General features: G+C 54.8%; 17 protein-coding genes. 9 read left to right on the top strand and 8 right to left on the bottom strand.

Features of this window, described 5'->3' with window-relative positions:
• Positions 1-50 precede the first annotated feature (50 nt).
• A complete protein-coding gene (locus TH2_RS15765; protein ID WP_008891430.1) occupies positions 51-1022 on the bottom strand; it encodes a LysR family transcriptional regulator in 972 nt (323 codons plus the stop codon).
• Positions 1023-1213: 191 nt separating this feature from the next.
• Between TH2_RS15765 and speB the strand changes: the two genes are divergently transcribed.
• The 7 genes from speB to TH2_RS15730 all read left to right on the top strand — a co-directional run bounded on the left by speB (position 1214) and on the right by TH2_RS15730 (position 13161).
• Positions 1214-2230 carry an agmatinase gene (gene speB / locus TH2_RS15760; RefSeq protein ID WP_008891429.1) on the top strand — a complete coding sequence of 339 codons (1017 nt, stop codon included), beginning with the start codon at positions 1214-1216 and terminating at the stop codon, positions 2228-2230.
• A 59-nt stretch (positions 2231-2289) separates the two neighbouring features.
• On the top strand, positions 2290-3267 hold the full coding sequence (locus TH2_RS15755) for an ABC transporter substrate-binding protein (RefSeq protein WP_008891428.1): 978 nt from the start codon (positions 2290-2292) through the stop codon (positions 3265-3267).
• Positions 3268-3302: 35 nt separating this feature from the next.
• Positions 3303-4097, top strand: coding sequence for an ABC transporter permease (locus TH2_RS15750; RefSeq protein WP_008891427.1), 795 nt, complete (start codon positions 3303-3305; stop codon positions 4095-4097).
• 14 nt (positions 4098-4111) lie between these two features.
• Complete coding sequence (locus TH2_RS15745; RefSeq protein ID WP_008891426.1) at positions 4112-4912, top strand: ABC transporter ATP-binding protein; 801 nt, start codon at positions 4112-4114, stop codon at positions 4910-4912.
• Between the two features lie 686 nt (positions 4913-5598).
• A complete protein-coding gene (locus TH2_RS15740) occupies positions 5599-8694 on the top strand; it encodes an FAD-binding and (Fe-S)-binding domain-containing protein (RefSeq protein WP_008891425.1) in 3096 nt (1031 codons plus the stop codon).
• 8 nt (positions 8695-8702) lie between these two features.
• The gene (locus TH2_RS15735; RefSeq protein ID WP_008891424.1) at positions 8703-9023 is read left to right on the top strand and encodes a Dabb family protein; all 321 of its coding nucleotides are present in this window, start codon (positions 8703-8705) and stop codon (positions 9021-9023) included.
• A 274-nt stretch (positions 9024-9297) separates the two neighbouring features.
• Positions 9298-13161: a tetratricopeptide repeat protein gene (locus TH2_RS15730; RefSeq protein ID WP_008891423.1), complete on the top strand. Its 3864-nt coding sequence runs from the start codon at positions 9298-9300 to the stop codon at positions 13159-13161.
• A 208-nt stretch (positions 13162-13369) separates the two neighbouring features.
• Here the strand turns inward: TH2_RS15730 and hydA are convergent, their stop codons facing one another.
• The 5 genes from hydA to TH2_RS15705 form a co-directional block, all read right to left on the bottom strand.
• On the bottom strand, positions 13370-14785 hold the full coding sequence (gene hydA, locus TH2_RS15725; RefSeq protein WP_008891422.1) for a dihydropyrimidinase: 1416 nt from the start codon (positions 14783-14785) through the stop codon (positions 13370-13372).
• A gap of 16 nt (positions 14786-14801) precedes the next feature.
• Positions 14802-16064, bottom strand: a complete 1263-nt coding sequence (locus TH2_RS15720; RefSeq protein WP_008891421.1) for a cysteine desulfurase-like protein — start codon at positions 16062-16064, stop codon at positions 14802-14804.
• A gap of 33 nt (positions 16065-16097) precedes the next feature.
• Positions 16098-16838, bottom strand: a complete 741-nt coding sequence (locus tag TH2_RS15715; RefSeq protein ID WP_008891420.1) for an amino acid ABC transporter ATP-binding protein — start codon at positions 16836-16838, stop codon at positions 16098-16100.
• Positions 16838-17509 carry an amino acid ABC transporter permease gene (locus tag TH2_RS15710; protein ID WP_008891419.1) on the bottom strand — a complete coding sequence of 224 codons (672 nt, stop codon included), beginning with the start codon at positions 17507-17509 and terminating at the stop codon, positions 16838-16840. The genes TH2_RS15715 and TH2_RS15710 overlap by 1 nt, the downstream gene beginning before the upstream one ends.
• Before the next feature lie 83 nt (positions 17510-17592).
• On the bottom strand, positions 17593-18390 hold the full coding sequence (locus tag TH2_RS15705) for an ABC transporter substrate-binding protein (protein WP_008891418.1): 798 nt from the start codon (positions 18388-18390) through the stop codon (positions 17593-17595).
• Positions 18391-18566: 176 nt separating this feature from the next.
• Between TH2_RS15705 and TH2_RS15700 the strand changes: the two genes are divergently transcribed.
• Positions 18567-19256, top strand: coding sequence for a FadR/GntR family transcriptional regulator (locus TH2_RS15700; RefSeq protein WP_008891417.1), 690 nt, complete (start codon positions 18567-18569; stop codon positions 19254-19256).
• An 18-nt stretch (positions 19257-19274) separates the two neighbouring features.
• Here TH2_RS15700 and TH2_RS15695 read toward each other — a convergent pair whose 3' ends face one another.
• Positions 19275-20150 (bottom strand): LysR family transcriptional regulator, encoded by an 876-nt coding sequence (locus TH2_RS15695; RefSeq protein ID WP_008891416.1) that lies wholly within the window; start codon positions 20148-20150, stop codon positions 19275-19277.
• Between the two features lie 129 nt (positions 20151-20279).
• On the opposite strand from TH2_RS15695, the gene TH2_RS15690 reads away from it, so the two are divergent.
• Positions 20280-21587 (top strand): aspartate aminotransferase family protein, encoded by a 1308-nt coding sequence (locus tag TH2_RS15690; RefSeq protein WP_008891415.1) that lies wholly within the window; start codon positions 20280-20282, stop codon positions 21585-21587.
• An 89-nt stretch (positions 21588-21676) separates the two neighbouring features.
• On the opposite strand, the gene TH2_RS15685 is transcribed toward TH2_RS15690, so the two are convergent.
• Complete coding sequence (locus TH2_RS15685; RefSeq protein WP_008891414.1) at positions 21677-22801, bottom strand: metallophosphoesterase; 1125 nt, start codon at positions 22799-22801, stop codon at positions 21677-21679.
• Between the last annotated feature and the right edge of the window lie 269 nt (positions 22802-23070).

Here is a 23070-nt window from a genome sequence, read left to right as displayed (position 1 = left end):
TCCCCTGCCCGATCAAGAGCATAGCGCCCGAACCGGATTTGGGAAAACAGTTATTGGGATGACGACGCAGCAGTCTTTTCAAGCGTCGGCGGCACGGTTTTGATTGCGGTCACAGTCGGGTGCACCTCGATCAGGCATTCGCGAAACACACGCGCCATGCGTGACATCACCGATTGCGGGAAGTTGGCGACACACATGGCGATCTTGAAGCTGAGCAGATCGGGACGAAGGGCGCGCATTTCGCCGCGCTCCACCCATTGCCGCGCAAAGTGGGTTGGCAGGAAACTGACGAACTTGCCGCTTCGGATCAGATAGGCCAGCCCTTCCATGTCATAGGCCGTGGCACTTGGCGGATGTTTGAACAGGGACTGGAACGCAAGCGCTACCGAGTAACCGCGCCTTGCGTATTTCTGTTCGGCCAGTTGTTCGATTGGCATCTTTTCATGCGCTTTTTCAAACAGCGGATGCTCCTTGCCGCAATACATCGTCTGTTCTTCGTGAAAAAGCTGCTGCATCTGCACGGCTGCATTCATCGGCTGGTTGGGCATGACGGCGATTTCCATCTGCCGACTGAGCAACGCGTTTTCAATCTGGTTGGGGGATACGACAACAAAGGTCGGATGTACACCCGGCGCGCGTTCATGAAACAGCGCAATCGCCCGATCCAGCTTGCAATTGGGATTTTCGACCATGGCATCGACAACACCAATGCGAAGTTCCCCCACCATATTGCCGCGAATAGCCCCGACCTCGGCCCGGAAAGAGTCGGCCGCGGCAAACAGTTTGATCACCTCGCTATAGATCTTTTGCCCATGTTCGGTCAGCGAAAAGCCCGACCGGCCGCGGCGACAAAGCTTCACCCCCAACCGGGTTTCAAGCGCGGACATCTGGGTGCTGATGGTCGATCTTGAAATGCCAAGCTCGTCCTGGGCGGCGGTGAAACCGTTGCTTTCGACGATGGTCCTGAAAATCCGCAACTGGCGGAAATCGACATCACTGAGCGGCGGAAGTGTTACTGACATCGGCGCTTGACCTTCGTGAAAGCATTACGTTGAAAAAATCAGACGTTTAGTTTGAAAGTTTCATATTATTGAACACGTCCCCGCGTGGCAATCTTCGTCCAAGCTTTTGAGATAATTGCCGTGTCCGCGCTCACCCCACCCGACCGCGACGGCATGCCACCACCATCGCCACCGCGCTAGGACCTGCCTTCATGCCCAATACTGCTGACAAACCTGATACTGGGTCCGCTATTTCCTTTGTTCCGCCCTCGGCGATGACCCTGCCGCGTTATGCCGGGGTGGCAAGCTTCATGCGCGCGCCGCATTTGTCGCTGGATAACCCGGTCTTAAGCGAGGTCGATATCGCCATGCTCGGCGTACCATGGGATGGCGGCACCACCAACCGTCCGGGTGCGCGGCACGGCCCGCGTCAGTTGCGCGATCTGTCGACCATGATCCGGCCGAAACACCCGGTCACCAGCCAGAACCCGTTTGAAGACCGCAATATCGCCGATCTGGGTGACGCGCCGGTCAATCCGGCCGACATCATGGATACGCTGGAAAGTGTGACGGGCTTTATCGCCAAGCTGAAATCAAAGGGCATCACGCCACTCAGTGCCGGTGGTGATCATCTGCTGTCCTATCCGATCCTGAAGGCACTGGCATCCGATGGCCCGCTTGGCATGGTGCATTTCGATGCCCATACCGATCTTTTTGACAGCTATTTCAACGGCTTCAAATATACCCACGGCACGCCGTTCCGCCGCGCGATCGAGGACGGTTACCTTGATCCCAGGCGCGTGGTTCAGATCGGCATTCGCGGCACGATGTATGACGGCGAGGATGTTGAATGGGGCCTGGCCCAAGGCGTTCGCATCATCCGCATGGAAGAAGTGATTGATCGCGGCATCGACGATGTCATGGCCGAGGCGCGTGACATTGTCGGCCACGATAAAACCTATGTCAGCTTTGACATTGATTCTGTCGACCCGGCCTTTGCACCGGGCACCGGCACGCCGGAAATCGGCGGTTTCACCAGCCGCGAGGCGCAAAAAATGATCCGGCTTCTCGCCGGTCTAAACCTTGTGGGCGCAGACCTTGTCGAGGTCTCGCCCCCCTTCGATCCTTCGGGAGGAACAGCCTGGCTTGGCATTTCGCTCATGTATGAATTGCTGTGCGTGCTGGCCGGGTCAAACGCCACCAGAAACCCGAACCGAAAATCGGGCTAAGGCCAAATCAAAGAAACCAAACCTAAATCAGAGAGCATCTCACACCGGAGACACCATCCATGAAACGCATTCTTTCGAAAATCTGCCTGTCGGGTGCGGCCCTCGCAACCGCCTTCTCGCTTTCCACCGCCGCCTCGGCCGAGGAACTGACCATCGCGCATTCGACCTGGGTTGGCTATGGCCCGCTTTATATCGCCCAGGACGAGGGCTTCTTTGAAGAAGAAGGCCTTGATGTCAAACTTGTCGTGATGGAAGACGTCAAAACCCGCATGCCGGCCTTGGCGGCTGGGCGGATTGATGTTGCGGTTACCACGATTGACACCGTGCTTGGCTTTTACACTGACGACCATCCGCTGACCTATCTGTTTGCGCTGGATGATTCACGTGGCGGCGACGGCATTGTTGCCAATGCCGACATCAAAACCATCGAGGATCTCAAGGGCAAAAACGTCGCCTATACCGAGGGTTCTGTCTCGCAGTTCTTCCTGAGCGTCCTTCTCAAGGAAGCCGGCATGAGCCTTTCTGACGTCAATTCGATGAACATGTCGGCTGGTGATGCCGGTGCGGCCTTTGTCGCCAAGCGCGTTGATGCGGCTGTAACGTGGGAGCCGTGGCTGACGCGTGGCAAGGACACCGAACATGGTCACCTTCTGATCGATAGTTCCAAGGCACCGGGCCTGATCACCGATATCGCGGTGACGACCGAGGAAACCCTGGAAGCCCGTCGTCCGGAAATGGAAGCGCTTTATCGTGCATGGGCCAAGGCAATCGCCTGGCAGAAAGCCAACGAGGAAGCCGCCGACGTGATCATGGCAAAGGGTGTTGGCGGCTGGCTTGAAGATCCGGCGGTCTTTGCTGAAACCCGTGCGGGCATTGCGTTTTATGATGATGCAATGAACAAGACCTTCATGGATCCGGCCAACGAAGATGGCATTGTCGGCACCATTGCCAATGCCATGACCCTTGGCAAGGAAAGCGGCCTGATCACGCTCGAAGCCGATCCCAAAAGCCTGCTGGCTGCTGACATCGTCAAGTAACACGCAAAATACAAAGACTTAAAAGAGCAAGCATCATGTGGACCAGATCCCTTTTCTCGCCCAAGACCGATATCGACAAGGGAACCTATGTCACCCTGTCGCTGATTTCGGTTGCTGTTATCCTGGCCCTGTGGTGCTTGCTCACCTATGGCGGGATCACGCCCCGCGACTTCCTTGCCGCCCCGCATGAGGTGGTTCAAGCTGGCATCAAGCGCATAGCCAATATGTCTTTGTTTGAACATATGTGGGCAAGCCTTGTTGTCATCCTGTCGGGCTTTATCCTCGCTTCCATCTTTGCCGTGCCGATCGGTATCCTGATGGGCAGTTTTCGGGCGGTGCAGGCGCTGATTGAACCGATCACCGGTTTCATGCGCTACATCCCGGTTTCGGCCCTGATCCCACTTCTGATCCTGTGGATCGGCATCGGGATCGAACAGAAAATCATGGTGATTTTCCTCGGCACCTTCTTCCAGCAGCTTATTCTGATTTCCGATGTGTCGGCCCGGATTTCCAAGGATCTGATTGATTGCGCCTATACGCTGGGCGCGGATCGCAGACGCGTTGTCACGCGCGTTCTGGTGCCGGCCTGCATGCCCGGTGTGATGGATAACCTGCGCGTTACCATGGGCTGGGCCTGGACCTATCTGGTGGTGGCCGAACTGGTCGCGGCTGATACCGGCCTTGGCTATATGATCCTCAATGCCATGCGCGGGCTGTTTACCGACGTGATTTTGCTTGGTGTCTTTACCATTGGCATTCTGGGCCTGATCACCGATTTCTTCTTTAAATGGGCACGCCGGCGTTTGCTGCCCTGGTCTGCCGATTTTTAAGGGGCGATACAGTCATGAGCATGCTTTCCCTTCGTGACATCACGGTACGGTTCGAACCCAAGGGCAAACCGCCGGTTCTGGCCCTTGATGACGTCTCGCTTGATGTTGCCAACGATACCTTTTCCGTCATTGTCGGCCCGTCGGGCTGTGGCAAATCCACCTTGCTCCGCCTTGTTGCCGGGCTTGAAACCCCGACATCGGGGCGGCTGGAACTCGATGGCGAGCCGATCAATGGCCCGTCGGCCGATCGCGGCATGGTGTTTCAAAGCTACACCCTGTTTCCCTGGCTGACCGTGCGTGAAAACGTCATGTTTGGCCCGAAACTCAAAGGATTGCCGAAATCCGAATGCGAAGACATCGCCGATGATCTGATCAAGGCCGTTCACCTTGACGGATTTGAAAAATCCTATCCCAAGGAACTCTCGGGCGGCATGCGCCAGCGCGTGGCGCTGGCCCGCGCCCTTGCCAATGATCCACGCATTTTGCTGATGGATGAACCGTTTGGCGCGCTCGATAGCCAGACCCGCCAGATGATGCAGGAACTGCTGCTTGATGTCTGGCAAAGCCGCCGCAAGACGGTGCTTTTCATCACCCACGACATTGACGAGGCAATCTTCCTGGGCGACGAGGTGCACGTGATGTCCGCCCGCCCCGGCCTGATTAAGCAATCGCTTGATATCAACATCGAACGCCCGCGCCACATCGATGCGCTCACCAGCCCGCAATTCATGGATTACAAACGCACCATCCTGTCGCTGATGCATGACGAGGCGATCAAGGCCGAAGACGCCGCCAACCAGCGCAAATCAGCCTAAAGCCGTCAAAAAATCACGGCAAAACAAACACCTGCCTGACTTGCCACCACCCGACAGGCTCAGGCACAGGGAATGTGCGGCTCACAGCAAATCCCGCACATTCCCGATTTTTCTCAGGCACGGAAAAGCGTGAAAAGTCCAGGTATTCCGGGCGACACGACCCCACCCAAGGGCCCCCGGTCCAGGCCGACAGCCGTCCCGCACATCGCCCGTGAGCAGCACTCCCTCTGCACCGCTGCCCCCCATGCACAGCCTCATCCCGCGGTCCTGCGCAACTCCCCCAGGACGGCAGCCGCACTACCCTCCACCACCACAATACCGTGCCTCAAGCATCCCGGCTCAGCCTTGCTTTAGCTGGCCTGCCATCATCACGTCCGCACGTGTTTCGGCGAGCCAGAAACCACCGTGGCTCTTGCAAGGAAATTGGGCTGCGAATTACAGTGCGGGACCAATTGTATGAGGATTTGAAATCGGCTATTTCCGCGCTTTTGGGTGGCCGGTTCTGAGCACCTTGCCCGGCGCTTTGATTATTCACTTATTTTGAATAATCTTTCGGAATTTTCGATTTGTCTATTCAATCGCGATCAGGTCAAATGGGTTGGCATGCCAGATCGGGGACCCGGCCCGCACCGGGAAAAACCCGATAAACGCATATGATATTATCATACGAGTATTGAGAGAGCCTGATGTCCGTCCCTGCCCCGGCTGCCACCCCGGTTACCAATCCGGTTACCAACGCTTCGAACAAAAGCGTGATCAAAAAGCTGCCAGCCCTCACCCCGGATCGGTCGCTGGACAGTCTGACGCTGGGCTTTCTGAAAACGCTGGAGGCCGAAGGCAAGTTTGCCGGTGAAATCCATGCCGATTTCCCGACCCGCCTGATCAATGCCACTGATAACAGCGTCTATCAGGTGATGCCGACCGCCGTGCTGCAGCCCAAAACGCGGGGTGACATCAATGTCGTGATGGAACTGGCGGGGCGCGAGAAATTTTCCGAGGTCAAAATCACTCCGCGTGGGGGTGGCACCGGCACCAATGGCCAGTCGCTTAATAACACGATCATTCTTGATACCTCCAAACATCTCAACAATATCCTCGGCTTTGATGCCGAACGTGGTCTTGTGCATGTCGAGCCCGGTGTGGTGCTTGATCAGCTTAATGCCTGGCTGAAGCCACATGGCTATTTCTTCCCGCCGGCGGTATCGACCGCAAGCCGGGCCACGGTGGGCGGCATGATCGGATCAGATAGCTCCGGCAAGGGATCGCGGATTTATGGCAAAACCAGCCATTACATCCATGACATGACCACGGTGCTGATCGATGGCACGGATTTCAATACCCGCGCCATGAACGCAACGGAAGCCAAAGACACCATGGACCGCGCGGATCGTGTGGGGCAGCTTTACAAAAAGGTCCATGACGAAATCGCCCCGCGTCGGGATCAGATCAAATCAACCTTCCCGGAAATGAACCGCGGGCTTACCGGCTATAATCTGAAGGAAGCGGTATCTGACACCGGGGACATGAACCTGTCGTTTCTGATTGCCGGGGCCGAGGGCAGCCTTGGCATGGTCAAGGAAATTACCTTCCGCGTCATTCCGATGCCGAAATTCAAGGCCGTCACGGTGGTGCGCTATGACAGCTTTGATAGTGCGCTGCGTCACGTCAAAACGCTGGTGCAGTTTGACCCGGTGGCGATTGAAAGCATCGATGACAAGGTCATGAAACTGGCCGAGCAGGATGAAAGCTGGCACATGCTGGGCAAGCTTCTTGGCACGGAAAACAGCACGACGCCGACACGCGGCTTTAACGTGGTCGAGTTCGTCGGCGAGACGGAGGCCGAGGTCGCGGCCAAACAAACCGAGCTCAAATCCTACCTTGAGGCCAACCCGACTGAAGACTTTTCCCCCATCGGCTTTGTGCAGGCGACTGACCCTGCGCAGATCGCCGCCATCTGGTCGATCCGCGCGAAATCGGTGGGCTTGCTCGGCAACCTTGAGGGCAAACGCCGCGCCACACCGTTTGTCGAAGATACCGCCGTGCCGCCAGAAAATCTGGCCGATTTCATTGCAGAATTCCGGGCATTGCTGGATGCCGAGGGACTTGATTACGGCATGTTTGGCCATGTCGATGTCGGCTGCCTGCATGTCCGTCCGCTGCTTGACATGATGGATGAGGAAGATGAAGCCCGCATCCGCCGCGTTTCCGACGCGGTGGCCGCGCTTACCAAACGCTATAACGGCCTGATCTGGGGCGAGCATGGCAAGGGGTTCCGCGGTGAATACTCGCCCGTCTATTTCGGGCCGGAGCTTTATGACGTTCTGCGCCGCATCAAGGAGGCGTTCGATCCCGAAGGGCAGCTTAACCCCGGCAAGATCGCCTCGCCGTACAGCAAAAACACACCGATCACCGCAATTGACGAAGCCCCGATGCGCGGCCAGTTTGACCGCCAGATCGAGGATGCGTTGCGTGATGAATACCTCAACGCGACGCGGTGTAACGGCAACGGGGCGTGCTTTAACTGGGATCTGATGGATGCCATGTGCCCGTCCTATAAGGTCACGCGATCGCGCGTGCATTCGCCCAAGGGCCGGGCCGGAATGATCCGCGAATGGATCCGCCAGCTTTCTGTCGGCACCGATCCGATGAACAAGGATCTGGCCGTCATCAATGGCCGGGATTTTTCCCATGACGTCTATGAGGCGATGGCCGGTTGCCTGTCCTGCAAGGCGTGCGCGGGGCAATGCCCGGTCAAGGTCGATATCCCGGAAATGAAATCCCGGTTTCTTGAGACCTATCACACGCGCTACAAACGCCCCATCAAGGACCATGTGATTGCGTCGCTTGAAAGCATGGCACCCCTTCTGGCAAAGGCACCGGGGCTGTTTAACGCGCTGCAGTCCATCCCGCCGACGCCCTGGATCTTCAAACGCTTCATCGGCCTGACCGATTTGCCAAAACTGCACGGCCAGAGCCTTAAATCTGGCTTGCGCGCCCGCGGCATTGGCAAGTTCAGGCAGGCGGAGTTGGATAGCCTAAGTGGTGATGAAAAGGCCAAGTCGGTGATCCTTGTGCAGGATTGCTTTACCACGCATTACGATACCCATGTGGTGCTGGCGCATGTCGATCTTTTGCAGCGCCTTGGATATCGCGTTTTCGTGCCGCCCTACCGCCCCAATGGCAAGGCGATGCATGTGAAGGGGTTCCTCAAACGCTTTGATTATCAGGCCAAGCAAAATGACATCGTGCTGGGCAAAATCGCCAAATCCGGCGTGCCGATGATCGGGATCGAGGCCAGTGTGACCCTGACCTACCGGCAGGAATACGAACAGCGCCTGAGCAACCGCCCGGATTATCGCGTGCATCTGTTCCATGAATGGCTGGCGGGCGAGATCGAGCACGGCCGCCTGACCCCGCCGAAAATTGATAACGGCGTTAACATGAGCGCGCCCGATGCCCCGGCACGCCTGTTCCCCCATTGCACGGAAAAGACCTCCATCCCAGATGTTGGTGTCAAATGGCAGAAGATTTTTGACGCGTTCGGCCTAAAGCTCACCACGGAAAAAACCGGCTGCTGCGGCATGGCTGGCGTCTATGGCCACGAAACCCGCCATCAGGAAACCTCGCGCGAGCTCTATGAGCTCAGCTGGAAAAAGAAGGTCGATGCCACCGGCCCCCAAAACATGCTGGTGACCGGCTATTCCTGCCGCTGTCAGGTGGACCGTTATGAAGGGGTCAAGCCGCAGCATCCGGTCGAATACCTTGCCAAACTTATTGCATAGGAACCCCCATGATCCGTCACATTGTTCTGACCAAATTCAAGGCCGAGGTCACCAAGGCCGAAATCGACAGCCTGTTTGCCAAGCTGGCAGACCTGAAACCGCTCATCCCCGGCATGCGCGGCTTTGATGGCGGCGTTTCGGTCAGCCCGGAGGGGCTTGAACAAGGTTTCCGGCACGGATTTTCAATTGATTTTGACGATGCGGCAGCACGCGATGCCTATCTGGAACACCCAGAGCACAAGGCCTTGGGTGGGCAGTTGGTTGGGCTGCTTGAGGGTGGTGTCGCCGGGTTGGTGGTGTTTGATCTGGTTGTCGGCGCGTCTGCTTAGTCGCTGAGTTTAGAAAACAACAGATCTACTTGCCTATTGTCCTCAAGACATGCTGATGACCGGCTAGTCGTGTCGCTGTCAGGTGGATCTCTATGAAGGGCTAAAGCCGCGACATCCGGTGGAGTGGTTGGGGATACCCCTGCCCCCTCAAATCCTAGAGGTAGTACTACTAATACGACCTCTAAAATTCACATGAGAAACCGCTTATCTAGTCTCAAGTAATAATTCATAGTAAACTCATGAAACTAAGAAATAATTTTTTACATGAGTTTGCATGACAGCGCTGACATCAACGAGCATTCATCCACCTAAAGATGAACAGGCGTTTGAAAGGGCTTCGGCCGTTTTACTAAGTTGTATGCTTGATGATCCAAACGTCCAGCTACACGGACGCAGAGGACAAAATCAGTCTGGCGTCGATATAACTGGTATAAGGAACGGAGACCCTAGTCACCATGTTGGCGTGCAATGTAAATGCAAGAGCTTAGGTAAACAGGTAACAATTCCCGAATTAGAAATAGAGATAAACAAAGCACTCACATTCCAACCTAGACTTAAAGAGTTTCATCTTTTTACAACAGCCCCCACTGACGCAAACTTGCAAAAATTCGCCAGGATTATGGGCGACACCTTGTCAAAAAAAGGCATAAAACTGCCAATAATAGTTTGGGGATGGGATCAACTCGAAGAAAAGATTTCTGAATACCCGAAAGCAATGAAAGCTTTCGACCCGTCATATACGCCGCAAGCGGAAAGAACAGTAGATCTCGCATCTCAAAATCTTGAAGTCTCACTTGAGATAAAAGAGGGTTTCGACCAGTTGATGGCAAACCTTCAGGTAAACTCGCCGCCATCACCTCCTTCAGATTCCGATTATGATGCTGAGATTGAGCGACACAAAAAGTTCATGGCCGATGGCAAACTCTCAGTCGCAATAGAACTGTTCCGCGAAATGTGGGACAGGGTTAAAAGTTCCGCCAGCGCCCGAATCTTATTCAGAATCAAAGCCAATATCGGCTACTGCACTATTAGTTTGGGCGATAAAAACGAAGGTATAAAATTAATTGAGGAGGCAATCTCTCTAGCTCCCACGGACCCGCGCGCAGTCATAGTGAAGCTTAAACTATTAGCTGACCAAGAAAAATGGGATGAAGCTGCCGGTTTTGCTTCCGATACGTTAAAACAAGACCCTGAAAATGCGACGGTGGCTAGCCTTCTAGTTCAAACCTACTTATTCGTAAACTCTGATAGAGACCCGTTTGAGAACGTCCCAAACGAACTACTGGAGTCTGAGGAAGTACGCATTTCATACGGAATCTACCTGCGGGCACAGACGGATAAACCGGAGGCGCATCAATACATAGAGAAGCTAGCATCAGACTTCCCAAACAATCAATTTGTTCAGCGGATGTATGCGGAATCCGTCTGCGACCAAGTTGTCACCAGTGAAGACTTCAAGTACTACCAAGCTCCGCCTCCTTCCTCACTAGCTGCTATGAGGAAGGCAGCAAAGACCCTCAAAGAAATGTGGGACGAATTTAACAAAACAGAAGTTGTTGGTGATCGAACAGCTATCTCTTTGTGTTTTAACACCTCACTCACACTGCATGTACTGGGGCAAACTGAGGCCTCTCTGGTAGTTGTGAAACAAGGTTTGGAAAGATTTGGAGACGAGAAGGACTTAATAATGAGGGCTGTCGCTGTAGCTCTCGACGAGCATGACAAAGCCCTTATGTCCGAGTTACTTCCAAAAGCCGAGAAGATTGACGAGTTAGCAAGCTCTCTTATTCGCTTTTATGCTGAGACAGATGATTGGAAGGGCTTGATAGGTTTTGCCGAGCTACAGAAGTCGAATATTCCCGAGATAGATAATCGGCTCACTGAAGCACTACTAGCGGTCGGTAAATTCCAGCTGCTGAGCGCCAAAAAAAGAAGTATCGAAGCTTATGAAAAGATATTAGATCAATTCAATGATGATGCTCGAGCATTAATTACGATAGCACAAATAGCGTCGAAGCTAGGATACGAAAGCCAAGAAAAACGAGCATACGAAAGTGCATTAGGCATATGCAAAAATGACAATCAGCTACCTGCAATATCCATGACTGCTAGTTATGCGTTCCAACGCAAAGATTATAAAAAAGTCATCTTGCTATTAAACGGACGTATTAGCACTGAAATGGACAGCAGGGAACTGCGGTTATTAGCCTTTTCATTCGCCGTTGAGCTTCCCATCACACAAGCAGCTCAAAAATTCTTTACGGCGCTTCCTGAGGAAATCAGAGAACTCCCATACTTTAAAGAATGCAAAGGCCTTATGCTCTATAACAACCGCGATCTCGCGACGGCTGAAAGCATCTTCCGAGAAGTAATTCATGCGTCTCCAACCTTGAACAATTACCTCCCTCTCTTACACATATTGAAGCGAGACAGCAGGAACAGCGAAGGCCGAGAGTTGGTCGAAAGTATTCCTGATGACGTTGCCGGGTCTCCTGTTCAAAAGTCCGTTTTTGCTCAATACCTAATGCATCACGGCTTTACTGAGCGGGCTTTGGAAATGGGGTATATGCTCCTCAGGCTCAATCCCACAAATGCAGAGGTAGCCCTAAAATATGCAGGCTTGCTGTCTCCCCTAGTTTGTCGCGAACCACTTCCCGTTGTTAGCAAAATTGGCCCAGACGCTTGGTTTAGAATAGACAATGGTCGTGGGAGAGTTATCGAGCGCACCATAGAAGACAATCCAGACCTTCAAGGTAATGACACAATTTCGCAAAAGGACGACCTTGCAATCAATTTAAGCGGCTTGTCAGCCGGTGAAACTGTCACCTTTAGTGTTGGAACCGGCACAAACACGGAATGGACAGTTACTGATGTTCAACACAAATATGTGCATGCCTATAATGATACGCTGAGAACGTATGAGGTACGTTTTCCAAACCACGAAGGCATTCATCTTCTTGAAACTGAAGGAGATGATATTACTCCGATTTTGGACAACATTCGTGAAACATCACAGCGTCAAGAAGAAGTAATAGACCTTCATTCTGAGAAGGCAGTCCCTCTCACCGTTATGTCAAAACTTCTGGGACTAAGCACAATAGAAGTGCCGTCTCTAATAAAATCGAGAGGAAAAACGGTTAGAGCATGCTTGGGGACTCACGCTGAAAGAAAAACAGCCCTCGACAGCATACTTACGCACAAAAGCGCAGTTCTTGATGCTTATTCTGCATGGATTTTCGAAGAACTAGATTCTTTTGATATTTTAGATCAAATGTTTAACAAAATTTACCTTTCAAATAGCAGCATGGATGAAATCTATGGGCTGTTAAATGAACCTAGAATGTCACCTCTGAAATCAATGCACATTACGTGGAAAGATGGCGAGTTCTTTAAAACTGAATACTCAACGGAAGACAGACAGAACGATCGACTGACAATAGAGAATATGGCTAACCATATCTCCGAAGAATGTCACCTAAGGTCAGTTTTTTCCCCCGACCATCCACCACAGGAAATCTCTTGGTTACTTGAAAACGGTGAGAGCACCTCAGCCGACGCAATTAACCTTGCCATTGAAACACAGTCTGTTCTGATATCAGAAGATTTGGGATTAAGGTCGATTGCGCAGAGCGCTTACCAAAACTTAGCGACCACTTGGATACAAGCAATTTTCATGTGCGCAAAAGCGCAGAAGATAATTAACCAAGACCGCTACGCAGAACTTATCGTTCAGCTAGCAAAGCACAACCATCGCTTCCTGTCTTCAACCGCAATTGATTATTTCACTGTTTTTAACAACTCGACCAATGACGACTTTGAGAGTTTCAGGGTGCTGGCGAGGAATATTGGGGGTCGGAACACGGACCTGAGAAGTCACCTAAATGTAGTGATCGAGTTCGTCAATCTTTTGTGGAACGACTTCTCAGTTCCAAATTACAAAGAGAAAAAAGCCGTCAGTCTCTTACTTGAAAACTTAATAAAAGGCTATGAAACCAACTGGCCTATAGTTATAGCTGCAGTAATCCACATGACAGCAAGTTCTTTTGCTGAATTCATTGCGCTACACTGGATTCCGGGACACTTCCTCCCCAAAGAACCTGTGGAAATGGCTTATAAAGAACTATCGAAACCCACATAAAATACGTCCAAGCCCCCCTTAGCTGCATCAATACACCGAAGGCAAATTTGCAGTTTTTCCCAGCGGGAAAACTAAACAGCAGCACCCGCAACCTGCGCGACTTTTGTTTTTTTAAAGTTGCATCTCGCGATTCCCGTACCCGCTTTCGCGGGCACAGGCTCTGCGCGGGAATGACGCTGTGGGGTGGTGGACGTTTGCGCCGGTCTGATCAGACCGGCTTGGACGTCACCAAATTCGATTTCTGCCGTGGCAGGTATTTGCCGTCGCCCTTTTGACCGGTGACTTTGCCGTCCTTGACCACGGTTTTACCGCGCACGATGGTGTGGACGGGCCAGCCTTTGACCTCGAGGCCTTCATAGGGGCTGTAGTCGCAGCCCTGTTGCAGGATGTCGTTGGTGATGGTGACGTTTTTATTGGGGTCCCAAAGGGCCAGGTCGGCGTCCGAGCCAATCGCAATCGTGCCCTTTTGCGGGTACATGCCGTAAAGTTTGGCGTGATTGGTGGCGGTGAGTGCGACAAAGCGGTTGAGGTCGATGCGGCCCTTTTGCACGCCTTCGGAAAACAGGATCGGCAAACGCGTCGCTACACCGGGGATGCCATTTGGGATCCAGCGGAAGCTTTTCTTGCCCTTTTCATTCAGCTTGCCTTCCGGGTCGTTGAAGCGGAACGGGCAATGATCGGACGAGAACAGGTCAAACACACCGCGTTCCAGTCCATCCCAACAGGCGTCCTGGCTTTCCTTGTCACGCGGCGGCGGGGAGCAGACGAATTTCGCCCCTTCGAGTTCATCCTGATCAAGGTCATCAGCGGTCAGCATCAGATATTGCGGGCAGGTTTCGCCAACGACCTTGGAGCCGCGTACCCGGGCGCGTTCGATTTCTTCCATCGCCTGCTGGTTAGACACATGGACAATCACAATCGGGGTATCGACGATTTCGGCCAGTGACAGCGCGCGATGGGTGGCTTCGCGCTCTGCGGCAATCGGGCGCGTCGTGGCGTGGGATTTGGCGGAGAATTCGCCGGCGGCCTCGTGCTGGCCGATCAGGAAGCGAATGGCGTCCTCGTTCTCGCAATGGACCAGAACGAGTGCGCCGGTATTGCGCGCGGCATCAAGGGTATCGAGGATTTCATCATCGCGCAGACGCAGGTTTTCATAGGTCATGAAAACCTTGAACGAGGTATAGCCGTCCTCGACCAGGGCCGGGAGTTCCTGCCCCAGAACCGAGGGTGTCGGATCGGTGACGATCAGGTGGAAGGCCACATCAATATGGCAATTGCCATCCGCCTTGGCGTGATAGACATCGAGCGAATGACGCAGGCTGTCGCCCTTTTCCTGCATGCAGAATGCGAGTATCGAGGTATTGCCGCCGATGGCCGCTGATCGGGTGCCGCTTTCGAAATCATCGGCCATGACGATGCCATCGCCAGATGGCTGATCAATATGCACGTGGCTGTCGATCCCGCCGGGCATGACATAAAGCCCGGTGGCATCAACGATGTCGTCCGCGCCGGTCAGGGCATCGGCGATGGCGGCAATCTTGCCATCCTTGATGCCAAGATCGGCAATATAGGTGTCGCTGGCGGTGACGATGGTGCCGTTTTTGATGATGCGGTCAAACTGCATGATGTGGCCTGCCCCCTTATTGATCGGTCGCGTCAAGCAGGCGGTCAAACGCCGCCGTCAGACGGTCTACCTGTTCAATCGTGTTGTAGTGCACCATCGACACACGCAAAACGCCAGCATTATCAGACAGGCCCATATATTCGACCAGTCGGCGTGAATGGAAATCACCAAAGCGAATGGCGATCTTTTCACGGTCAATGATCTTGCAGACGTCCTCTGCATTGCGGCCATCAAAGCGGAACGCAATGGTCGGGATGCGGGTGCCTTCGCGGTTGTCATCCTGCCCGACAATCACGCAATCATTGCGCCCCCGCAGATAGGTCAGAAGACGTTCAGTCAGGGCGTTTTCCTGTGCCGCAATGGCGTCATAGGCGGCGACGATTTTATCGCGCACGGTGCCCGTCCCGGACTTGTCTCCCATGGCCCGCCCACCCAACTCCGTCAGGTAATCGACAATGCCGCAGACCGAATAGGCCATTTCATAGCTGGGGTTGCCGGCCTCGAGCTTTCCGGGGACTTTGTCCTTGCCGTAGAAGTAGTGGTAGAGCGTATCAAGCTCGAGCAGCAGGTCATACTTGCCATACATCATGGCCCCGTGCGGGCCGTATGTTTTATAGAGGCTAAAGACATAATAGTCGGCGTCAAAGGCCTGTACGTCGACTGCTCGGTGCGGGGCATAGGCCACGGCATCGATACAGATTTTCGCACCGTTTTTATGGGCGTAATCGGCAAATTCGCGGATCGGATTGATTTCGCCAATGATGTTGGACACATGCGTGACGCAGACCAGTTTAGTGCGGTCGCTCATTGCGGCCTTGAGGCCATCAAGGCTGAGACGGCCGGTTTTGACATCGGGTTCCCAGAAGCGCAGATTAACCCCGAATTCCTCAAGTGCGACCCAAGGGCCGATATTGCTTTCATGATCGCCGATGGTAACGACAATCTCGTCACCCGGTTTGAACTGGCTGCGCATGGCGCGTGCGAGATTTTGCAGCAATACCGTGGTCGAGGCGCCGAAAATGATTTCTTCGGGGCGGTTGGCGTTGACCAGCTGGGCGGCGGATTTTCGTGCATCCAGAAGGGCTTCGGCGGCCTTTTGCGAGACTTCGTAGGAGCCGCCGATCTGCACATTGCGCTCGATCAGAAAGGCATTGATGCGGTCCAGTGCCTTGGACAGGATTTGCGATCCGCCGGCATTGTCAAAAAAGGTCCAGCCATTGGCGAGGGCGGGAAACTGGCTGTGGACATAGTCCATATCAAGGGTACGTTGATCTGCCATTGAAGGCATCCTCCGGTTGATTTGTCTTTTATTTTAATGATCGAGAACGGCGTGGAGGAAGTTCCTTGTGCGTTCTTCTTTCGGCGCATCGAAAATTTCGCTGGGCGTTCCGGCCTCGATAATCGCGCCGCCATCCATGAACAGGACACGGTCCGCAACCTGACGGGCAAAGCCCATTTCATGGGTGACCACGACCATGGTAACGCCGGTCCCGGCGAGCTTTTTCATGACGTCCAGAACCTCACCGACCATTTCGGGATCAAGGGCAGATGTCGGTTCATCAAACAGAAGCACACGCGGTTCCATGGCAAGGGCACGGGCAATCGCCACACGCTGTTGCTGCCCGCCTGAAAGCTGGGCCGGGTATTTGTCGGCCTGAACCGAAATGCCGACACGTTCCAGCAGATCACGCGCGCGTTTTTCGGCATCGGCCTCGGACATTTTGCGGACCCGGATCGGGGCCAGCATGACATTGCGCAGCACGGTCATGTGCGGGAACAGGTTAAACGACTGAAACACCATGCCGACTTCGGCCCGGACCTGATCAAGGTCAGGCCCCGGGCGCACCGGAATGCCATCAACGGTGATTTCGCTGCCAGCCTCGAACGGTTCGAGATGGTTGATGCAGCGGATGAGCGTCGATTTGCCAGAGCCCGACGGGCCGACAACGCACAGCACTTCGCCTTGGGCGATTTCAAGATCGATGCCGTGCAGGGCCACGAACTGGCCATAGGTCTTGCGCAGGTTGGAAATTTTGATCAGTGGCGCTTTCATCAGCTTCTCCCGCGGCTAAAACGTTTTTCAAGATGCGCGACATAGCGCACCATCGGCAGAAGCAGGATCAGATAGATCACGGCAGCACCAATCAGCGGCGTCGGGTTGGCGGAAAGGGCCTGTGCCTGGGTCGCCTGTTTGAGCAGGTCGGGCATGGCGACAACCGATGCCAGGGCGGTGTCCTTCAGCACATTGATGCAGTTATTGGTCAGCGGCGGAATGACGATGCGGATGGCCTGCGGCAGGATGACATCGGTCATGATATAGCGGTTGGACAGACCGAGGGCTGCGGATGCTTCAAACTGGCCCTTGGGGATGGCTTCGATCCCGGCACGGAAAATTTCCGCCGTATAGGCCGCGGACACCAGTGTCAGGGCCGTTACGGCCGAGAAGAAGGGCGAAAGCCTGATGCCGACAAAGGGCAGCGCGTAATAGACAATAATCAGCAACACCAGAAGCGGGATCGAGCGGAACACATCGATATAGGCCCGCACGAGCCCGGTCACCACCGGCCCGGCATAGAGCCGCAGCACGGCCAGAAACAGGCCACCGATCAGACCGGCAATGATGCTGGTTGCGCCGATCCCGATGGTGACAAGCAAGCCGTTCATAAGCTGCGGCAGGCTTTGCATCAGGACGGGAATGTTAAAGAAAGTCGAAAATAAATCCATTTTACCACCAGGTCAGGTTGCCCCGCCGACGACACCGAAAAAGGATTGGCATCGTCGGCAGGGATGATCAGCGATATGCGCGATTATTTAAGGGTCGGCATATCAAGGACCTGAACGGTCGAGGTGGTGTCTTCCGGCGTTGCACCGAACCAGGTTTCATGCAGACCGGCGATGAAGCCTTCTTTTTTCAGTTCGGTGATAACGTCATTCACTTCGGTTGCGAGGGCTGCATCCTTGTTGAACATGATCGAGTATTTTTCACCGGTCGTGATGCGCTCGACCACTTTAAGGGCCGGCTTGTCCTTGACGTAATAGAGCAGTGCCGGGATGTCGCTTACGTAACCGTCAATACGGCCCGCCTGCAGATCAAGCATGGCTGGTGACAGGCCTTCGTAACGGCGGACATCGGCAATGCCGTATTCGCCGCCATTTGCGGTGACCCACATGTCACCGGTGGATCCGGTATCGACACCAACGACCTTGCCATCCATGGCTTCAAGGCCGGTGACGCCGCCTTCTGCGGTGGCGGTCAGGGACTGGTCACTGTCGTAATAAGGCTGCGCGAAGGTGACAGACTCAAGGCGCTTGTCGGTGATGGTGATCGACGAAACCGCCATGTCGATGCGGCCCGACTGGACCGCCGGGAACAGGCCGTTGAACGGGATGTTGACGAACTCGACCGATTTGCCAAGGCGGCTTGCGATTTCATTGACGAGATCGACTTCGAAACCGACCACGGTGCCGCCAGCTTCTTCGAATTCCCACGGCACGTTGCCGATATTGGCGCCAACGGTCAGGTCTGCTGCGTTTGCGGATGCCAGTGAGGACACAGCAAGAACGCCGCCAACGACGCTGGACGTCAGAAAGTTGAGAAACTTCATTATGATTTCCTTGTGTTTTTAGCCTACCCTGAGATACTTCTGGTCTAACTGGTCAGACCAGTCAGGCCAGACAAACATATTTGGATGATACGTGCAAGATTGTTTGTGCAAAAATGAGTCAGATTTGCTTTGATACCGACAACTGAGCAAAAAATACGCAAGAAGGACACGAGGGAATGTTCAACCGCACGCCGCTGCCGCAAACGGTCGCACGCCAAATTCAGGACATGATCCAGAACGGGGAGCTGACGCCGGGCGACAAGATCCCATCCCAGCGCGAATTCGCGCAGAAATTCGGCATTTCCCGGGCTTCCTTGCGCGAAGCGCTTCTGACCCTTGAAACGCTTGGCCTGATCAAGACCGAAGCCGGGCGCGGCACCTTTGTCACCGACCCTGCCAGCCGCGCCAAAGCCGACATGGCACCATGGCGCTATTCGGAAAGCTACAGTGTTTTTGACGTGTTCCAGACACGCATGATCCTTGAAAGCGAAATCGCCGCGCTGGCCTGTGGCCGCCTGACGGCGACCCAGCTTGAGGCGATGGAAGACGCCACCAACCGCATGGAAAAATGCTGGGCCGAGCAAGACCTGATCGCCAATGTCGAGGCCGATCTGGAATTCCACGCAACGATTGTTGAGGCGTGCTCCAACAGCATGATGCGCGAACTTTATCAGGCGGTGCGCGACAAGATCACCGAAACCCAGCGCCAGCCGATCCCGATCACCGATCCGGAACGCATGCGTGCCTCCATCGGCGAACATCGCAAAATCATCGCCGCCCTGCGCGACAATGACGCCGAACGTTCGCGGCGCGAAATGCAGGCCCACGTCCGCAACACCGCCCGATGTGCCGGTTTGCAAACCTGACCCGCCCCACCGCCTCCATTAAAGAAACGGCAGCATCTTGGTGATGTGATCGGCGAATGCGTGTGTGGCCGGGCTTGGATTAATCTCGGACTTCAGGACGCGAAGGCCCAGTTTCGGCAAGGGTGGCAGCGGCGACTTCAGGATGAAAAGATCGCTCGGCACTGCCTTTTGCATCATCACACTGATCGCCAAGCCCGACCGGGTCACCGCAATCAGGCCCGCCAGACTGTTGCTGGCATAGGCGATTTGATAGGGCAGTTTGGCCGCGTCCATCGCATCACGGGCGGATCGGTGATCAAGGGCGTTGGCGGCGGCAAGTGCCAGCGGGATCGGGCTTTGCGGATCGGTATTCTGGTTGAAATCATGCAGTTCCAATGTCGGTTTGCTGCCGACCCAGGCGAGTTGTTCGGTGCGGATGAAGTCGCCACCGGTCGTGATATCCGGGGTCGAGACCAGCGCCATGTCGATCTGGCGGGCATGCAGGAGCTTTTGCAATTCCGGCGTCGGGGCCGACACCACCCGGATTTCGATATCGCGGTGGATCGCGCCGAAGCTTTTGAGCAAGGCCGGGAAAAAGGCGATCAGGTAATCTTCGGGGCAACCAAAGGTGATGGCACCGCGCAATCCCTGATCGGAGAAGCTTGAGACCGCATCATCATGCAGGCGCAAGATGCGTTCGGCGTAACCGAGAAACCGCTCCCCCGCCCCGGTCAGCCGCACTCCACTGCCCGAGCGATGAAACAGGCTTTGACCCAGCGCATCTTCAAGTCGCTGGATCTGCATGGTGACGGTTGATTGGGTACGCCCGACCTGAATGGCGGCGGCACTCAGTGTGCCTGCATGGGCGGCACGGACAAAGGTTGTCAGCAGTTTGAGATCAAGCAGCGCCTGCATGCGGGGCTCCGTCCATCACAGCCATCAATATTTTTGATATCGGAGTGCAAGCATTATCAATTTTACCGCTTTCGCGCCACAAGATAGGCTTTTCCCATCAAATGAATGGACCAGCACAGGGATAAGATCATGTCACGCAACGACGATGCCGCCTTTTGGCAAAGCGCAAATAACCACCTGATCCGGTATGGCAGCCCGTTTGATCCTGCGATCATTGAACGCGCCAAGGGATCATATGTTTATGACGCCGACGGGCGGGCGATCCTTGATTTTACATCGGGGCAAATGTCAGCGGTTCTCGGCCATGGCCACCCGCGCATTGTCGAGACCGTACAGCGACAGGTCGAAACCGTCGCACATTTGTTTAGCAGCATGCTGACCCGGCCGGTGGTGGAGCTGGCCGAGCGGCTGGCAGCCCTTGCCCCGGGGCTGGAAAAGGTTTTGTTCCTGTCGACCGGGGCCGAAAGCAACGAGGCGGCCATTCGCATGGCCAAGCTTGTCACCGGCAAGCATGAGATCGTGGCGTTTTCCAAAAGCTGGCACGGCATGACCGGGGTCGCGGCATCGGCGACCTATAGTGCCGGGCGCAAGGGATATGGCCCGGCCGCTGTCGGATCGTTTGCCATTCCAGCCCCCAATGCGTTTCGCCCGCGCTTCAAACATCCCGACGGGTCGCTTGACTGGCAGACGGAGCTTGATGATGCGTTCGAGCTTCTGGATGCGCAATCGACCGGCAATCTGGCGGCATTTGTCGCCGAGCCGATCTTATCGAGCGGCGGGATCCTTGAACTGCCGAAAGGTTACCTCGCCGCGCTTAAGAAGAAATGCGAAGAGCGCGGCATGCTACTGATCCTCGACGAGGCACAAACCGGCATCGGCCGCACCGGCGACATGTTTGCCTTTCAGCGTGACGGGGTTACACCCGATATCCTGACATTGTCCAAAACCATCGGGGCGGGATTGCCCTTATCGGCGGTAATGACCACGCCTGAAATTGAGCAGGTCGCCTATGAAAAAGGGTTCCTGTTTTACACCACCCACGTGTCAGACCCCCTGCCCGCCGCGGTTGGTTTGACGGTGCTTGATGTCGTGCGTGACGAGAAGCTGGTCGCGCGCGCAAGCCAGATGGGCGCGCAGCTTTTTGAGGGGTTATGCGCGATCAAGGATCAGTACCCTTGCGTCGGGGATGTGCGCGGGCGCGGGTTGCTTTTGGGGATGGAGATCATCAAGGAGACCGGTAATCGCGAACCCGATCACGACATGGGGGCCGCGATCATGGCCGAGGCGTTCAAGCGCGGACTGAGCATGAATATCGTCAAGATGCCCGGCATGGGCGGTGTGTTCCGCATTGCCCCGCCACTGACCATCAGTTCCGAGGAACTCGATCAGGGCATTTCGATCATTGGCGATGCCGTGAAGGCGTGCGTTGCGCGCTAGAACCTGACAGCTTCTCGCCCCTCCCCTTGTGCCACCGCACGGAAAACGGCGTCCTGATTTCTCGGGACGCCGTTTTGTTCTGGGTGGGCTTAGCCCTTACGGAGCGTGATCACGGTGAGTTCGCCGGGCACGCCAACCCGGATCGCGAAGCCTGGCCATTGGGCGGTGCCGTTATTGACGTAAAGCTGCATGTCCTCGATGTCATACATGCCCGATACAAAGCCGCCATTGAGCATGGCAACGATATTGTCAAAGCCCCATACCATGCCGCCATGGGTATGGCCGGAAAGTTGCAGATCGACACCCAATGGTGCTGCGTCGCGGGCCATTTTCGGTTGGTGATCAAGCAGGATCACCGGCGCGTTTTCCGGGCTGCCTTCCAGTGCCTTGGCAACATCGGGTTCGGGGCGGTCCGTATTGCCGGCACGAAGGTCGGTGACGCCGGCGATGGTCAGTTGATCGCCATCGCGGTCGAGCACGATATGGTCGTTTTCAAGGGTCAGCATATTGAGCCCGCCATAATGGCGCATCCAGTTTTCATAGCCGAAATAATATTCATGGTTGCCCGGAATGGTGATGATCCCGTCGCGCGCGCTCAGATCAACAAGCGGCTGCACATCATCGTAGCGCAGCGGCAATTCACCATCAATCAGATCGCCGGTGATCACGATCAGATCCGGCTCAAGCGCGTTGGTTTTTTCAACCACCTCTGCCACCCACGGGCGTTCATAGAGCTTGCTGATGTGAAGGTCAGTGAGCTGGACAATGCGATAGCCATCAAATGCATCGGGAAGGTCGCGGATGGTGACATCCATTTCCTTGACGTCGGGCACGCGCATGCCCTCTGCCACGCCAAAGCAGGCCAGTGCGATGGCCGCAAAGGACATGACGGTCCGCAGGATTTTGGGCGGGTGCTGCTTGCGGCGCAGGATCAACCAGCGCAGCAAAAGACCGATCAGGTCATAGGCCAGCTGGAACCACACCAGGAAGAAAATCACGCCGAATGCCACGTTGATCGCGACAACAATCGGCTGCGGGAATTCCGGCAAGAACATGCTGCCAAAGGCGATGCGGGAATAGAGATGATGCTGGGATCCGATCAGCAAAAGTACGCCAAAGGTGATCTTCGCCCAGCGCGGCCATGCCAGATAGCGCACGTGACGCACAAGAACATACAAACAGGCAAGAGCGACATTGATGTGAAAAAACAGCACCGGACAGACAATCCTTTGAAAACAAATGAGGCGTTGCGCAATATCGCCGAAACGAGCGAAACAATCGCAACCATTCACTTAAACGTCTGAAACAGGTGATTGGTTTTCAAAAAAGATTGCGCAACATCAAAGCCCGGCCAATCTCGATCATTTAGGGTCAGGACCCATTAATTTGGTTTGAATGGTTAAACAGATTTGTGCGGATATGCGGAGTAAAGGTGCAGGAAGATATTTATCTTTCAAAGCTTTACGACAAAGTAGCCCGTGCA

This window comes from Thalassospira profundimaris WP0211 (genome assembly GCF_000300275.1).
GTDB classification, from domain to species: Bacteria; Pseudomonadota; Alphaproteobacteria; order Rhodospirillales; family Thalassospiraceae; genus Thalassospira; species Thalassospira profundimaris.
The sequence above is the reverse complement of the archived record's forward strand: the minus strand, read 5'-3'. Positions and strand labels throughout refer to the sequence as shown.

Bases quoted from the DNA above. Each gene is read 5' to 3' on its own strand.
- TH2_RS15715 (WP_008891420.1), bottom strand. From the start codon at position 16,838: ATGAAAGCGCCACTGATCAAAATTTCCAACCTGCGCAAGACCTATGGC.
- TH2_RS15730 (WP_008891423.1), top strand. From the start codon at position 9,298: ATGACAGCGCTGACATCAACGAGCATTCATCCACCTAAAGATGAACAG.
- TH2_RS15690 (WP_008891415.1), top strand. From the start codon at position 20,280: ATGTCACGCAACGACGATGCCGCCTTTTGGCAAAGCGCAAATAACCAC.
- speB (WP_008891429.1), top strand. From the start codon at position 1,214: ATGCCCAATACTGCTGACAAACCTGATACTGGGTCCGCTATTTCCTTT.
- TH2_RS15695 (WP_008891416.1), bottom strand. From the start codon at position 20,150: ATGCAGGCGCTGCTTGATCTCAAACTGCTGACAACCTTTGTCCGTGCC.
- TH2_RS15710 (WP_008891419.1), bottom strand. From the start codon at position 17,509: ATGGATTTATTTTCGACTTTCTTTAACATTCCCGTCCTGATGCAAAGC.
- TH2_RS15765 (WP_008891430.1), bottom strand. From the start codon at position 1,022: ATGTCAGTAACACTTCCGCCGCTCAGTGATGTCGATTTCCGCCAGTTG.
- hydA (WP_008891422.1), bottom strand. From the start codon at position 14,785: ATGCAGTTTGACCGCATCATCAAAAACGGCACCATCGTCACCGCCAGC.
- TH2_RS15755 (WP_008891428.1), top strand. From the start codon at position 2,290: ATGAAACGCATTCTTTCGAAAATCTGCCTGTCGGGTGCGGCCCTCGCA.
- TH2_RS15700 (WP_008891417.1), top strand. From the start codon at position 18,567: ATGTTCAACCGCACGCCGCTGCCGCAAACGGTCGCACGCCAAATTCAG.
- TH2_RS15740 (WP_008891425.1), top strand. From the start codon at position 5,599: ATGTCCGTCCCTGCCCCGGCTGCCACCCCGGTTACCAATCCGGTTACC.
- TH2_RS15745 (WP_008891426.1), top strand. From the start codon at position 4,112: ATGAGCATGCTTTCCCTTCGTGACATCACGGTACGGTTCGAACCCAAG.
- TH2_RS15720 (WP_008891421.1), bottom strand. From the start codon at position 16,064: ATGGCAGATCAACGTACCCTTGATATGGACTATGTCCACAGCCAGTTT.
- TH2_RS15750 (WP_008891427.1), top strand. From the start codon at position 3,303: ATGTGGACCAGATCCCTTTTCTCGCCCAAGACCGATATCGACAAGGGA.
- TH2_RS15735 (WP_008891424.1), top strand. From the start codon at position 8,703: ATGATCCGTCACATTGTTCTGACCAAATTCAAGGCCGAGGTCACCAAG.
- TH2_RS15705 (WP_008891418.1), bottom strand. From the start codon at position 18,390: ATGAAGTTTCTCAACTTTCTGACGTCCAGCGTCGTTGGCGGCGTTCTT.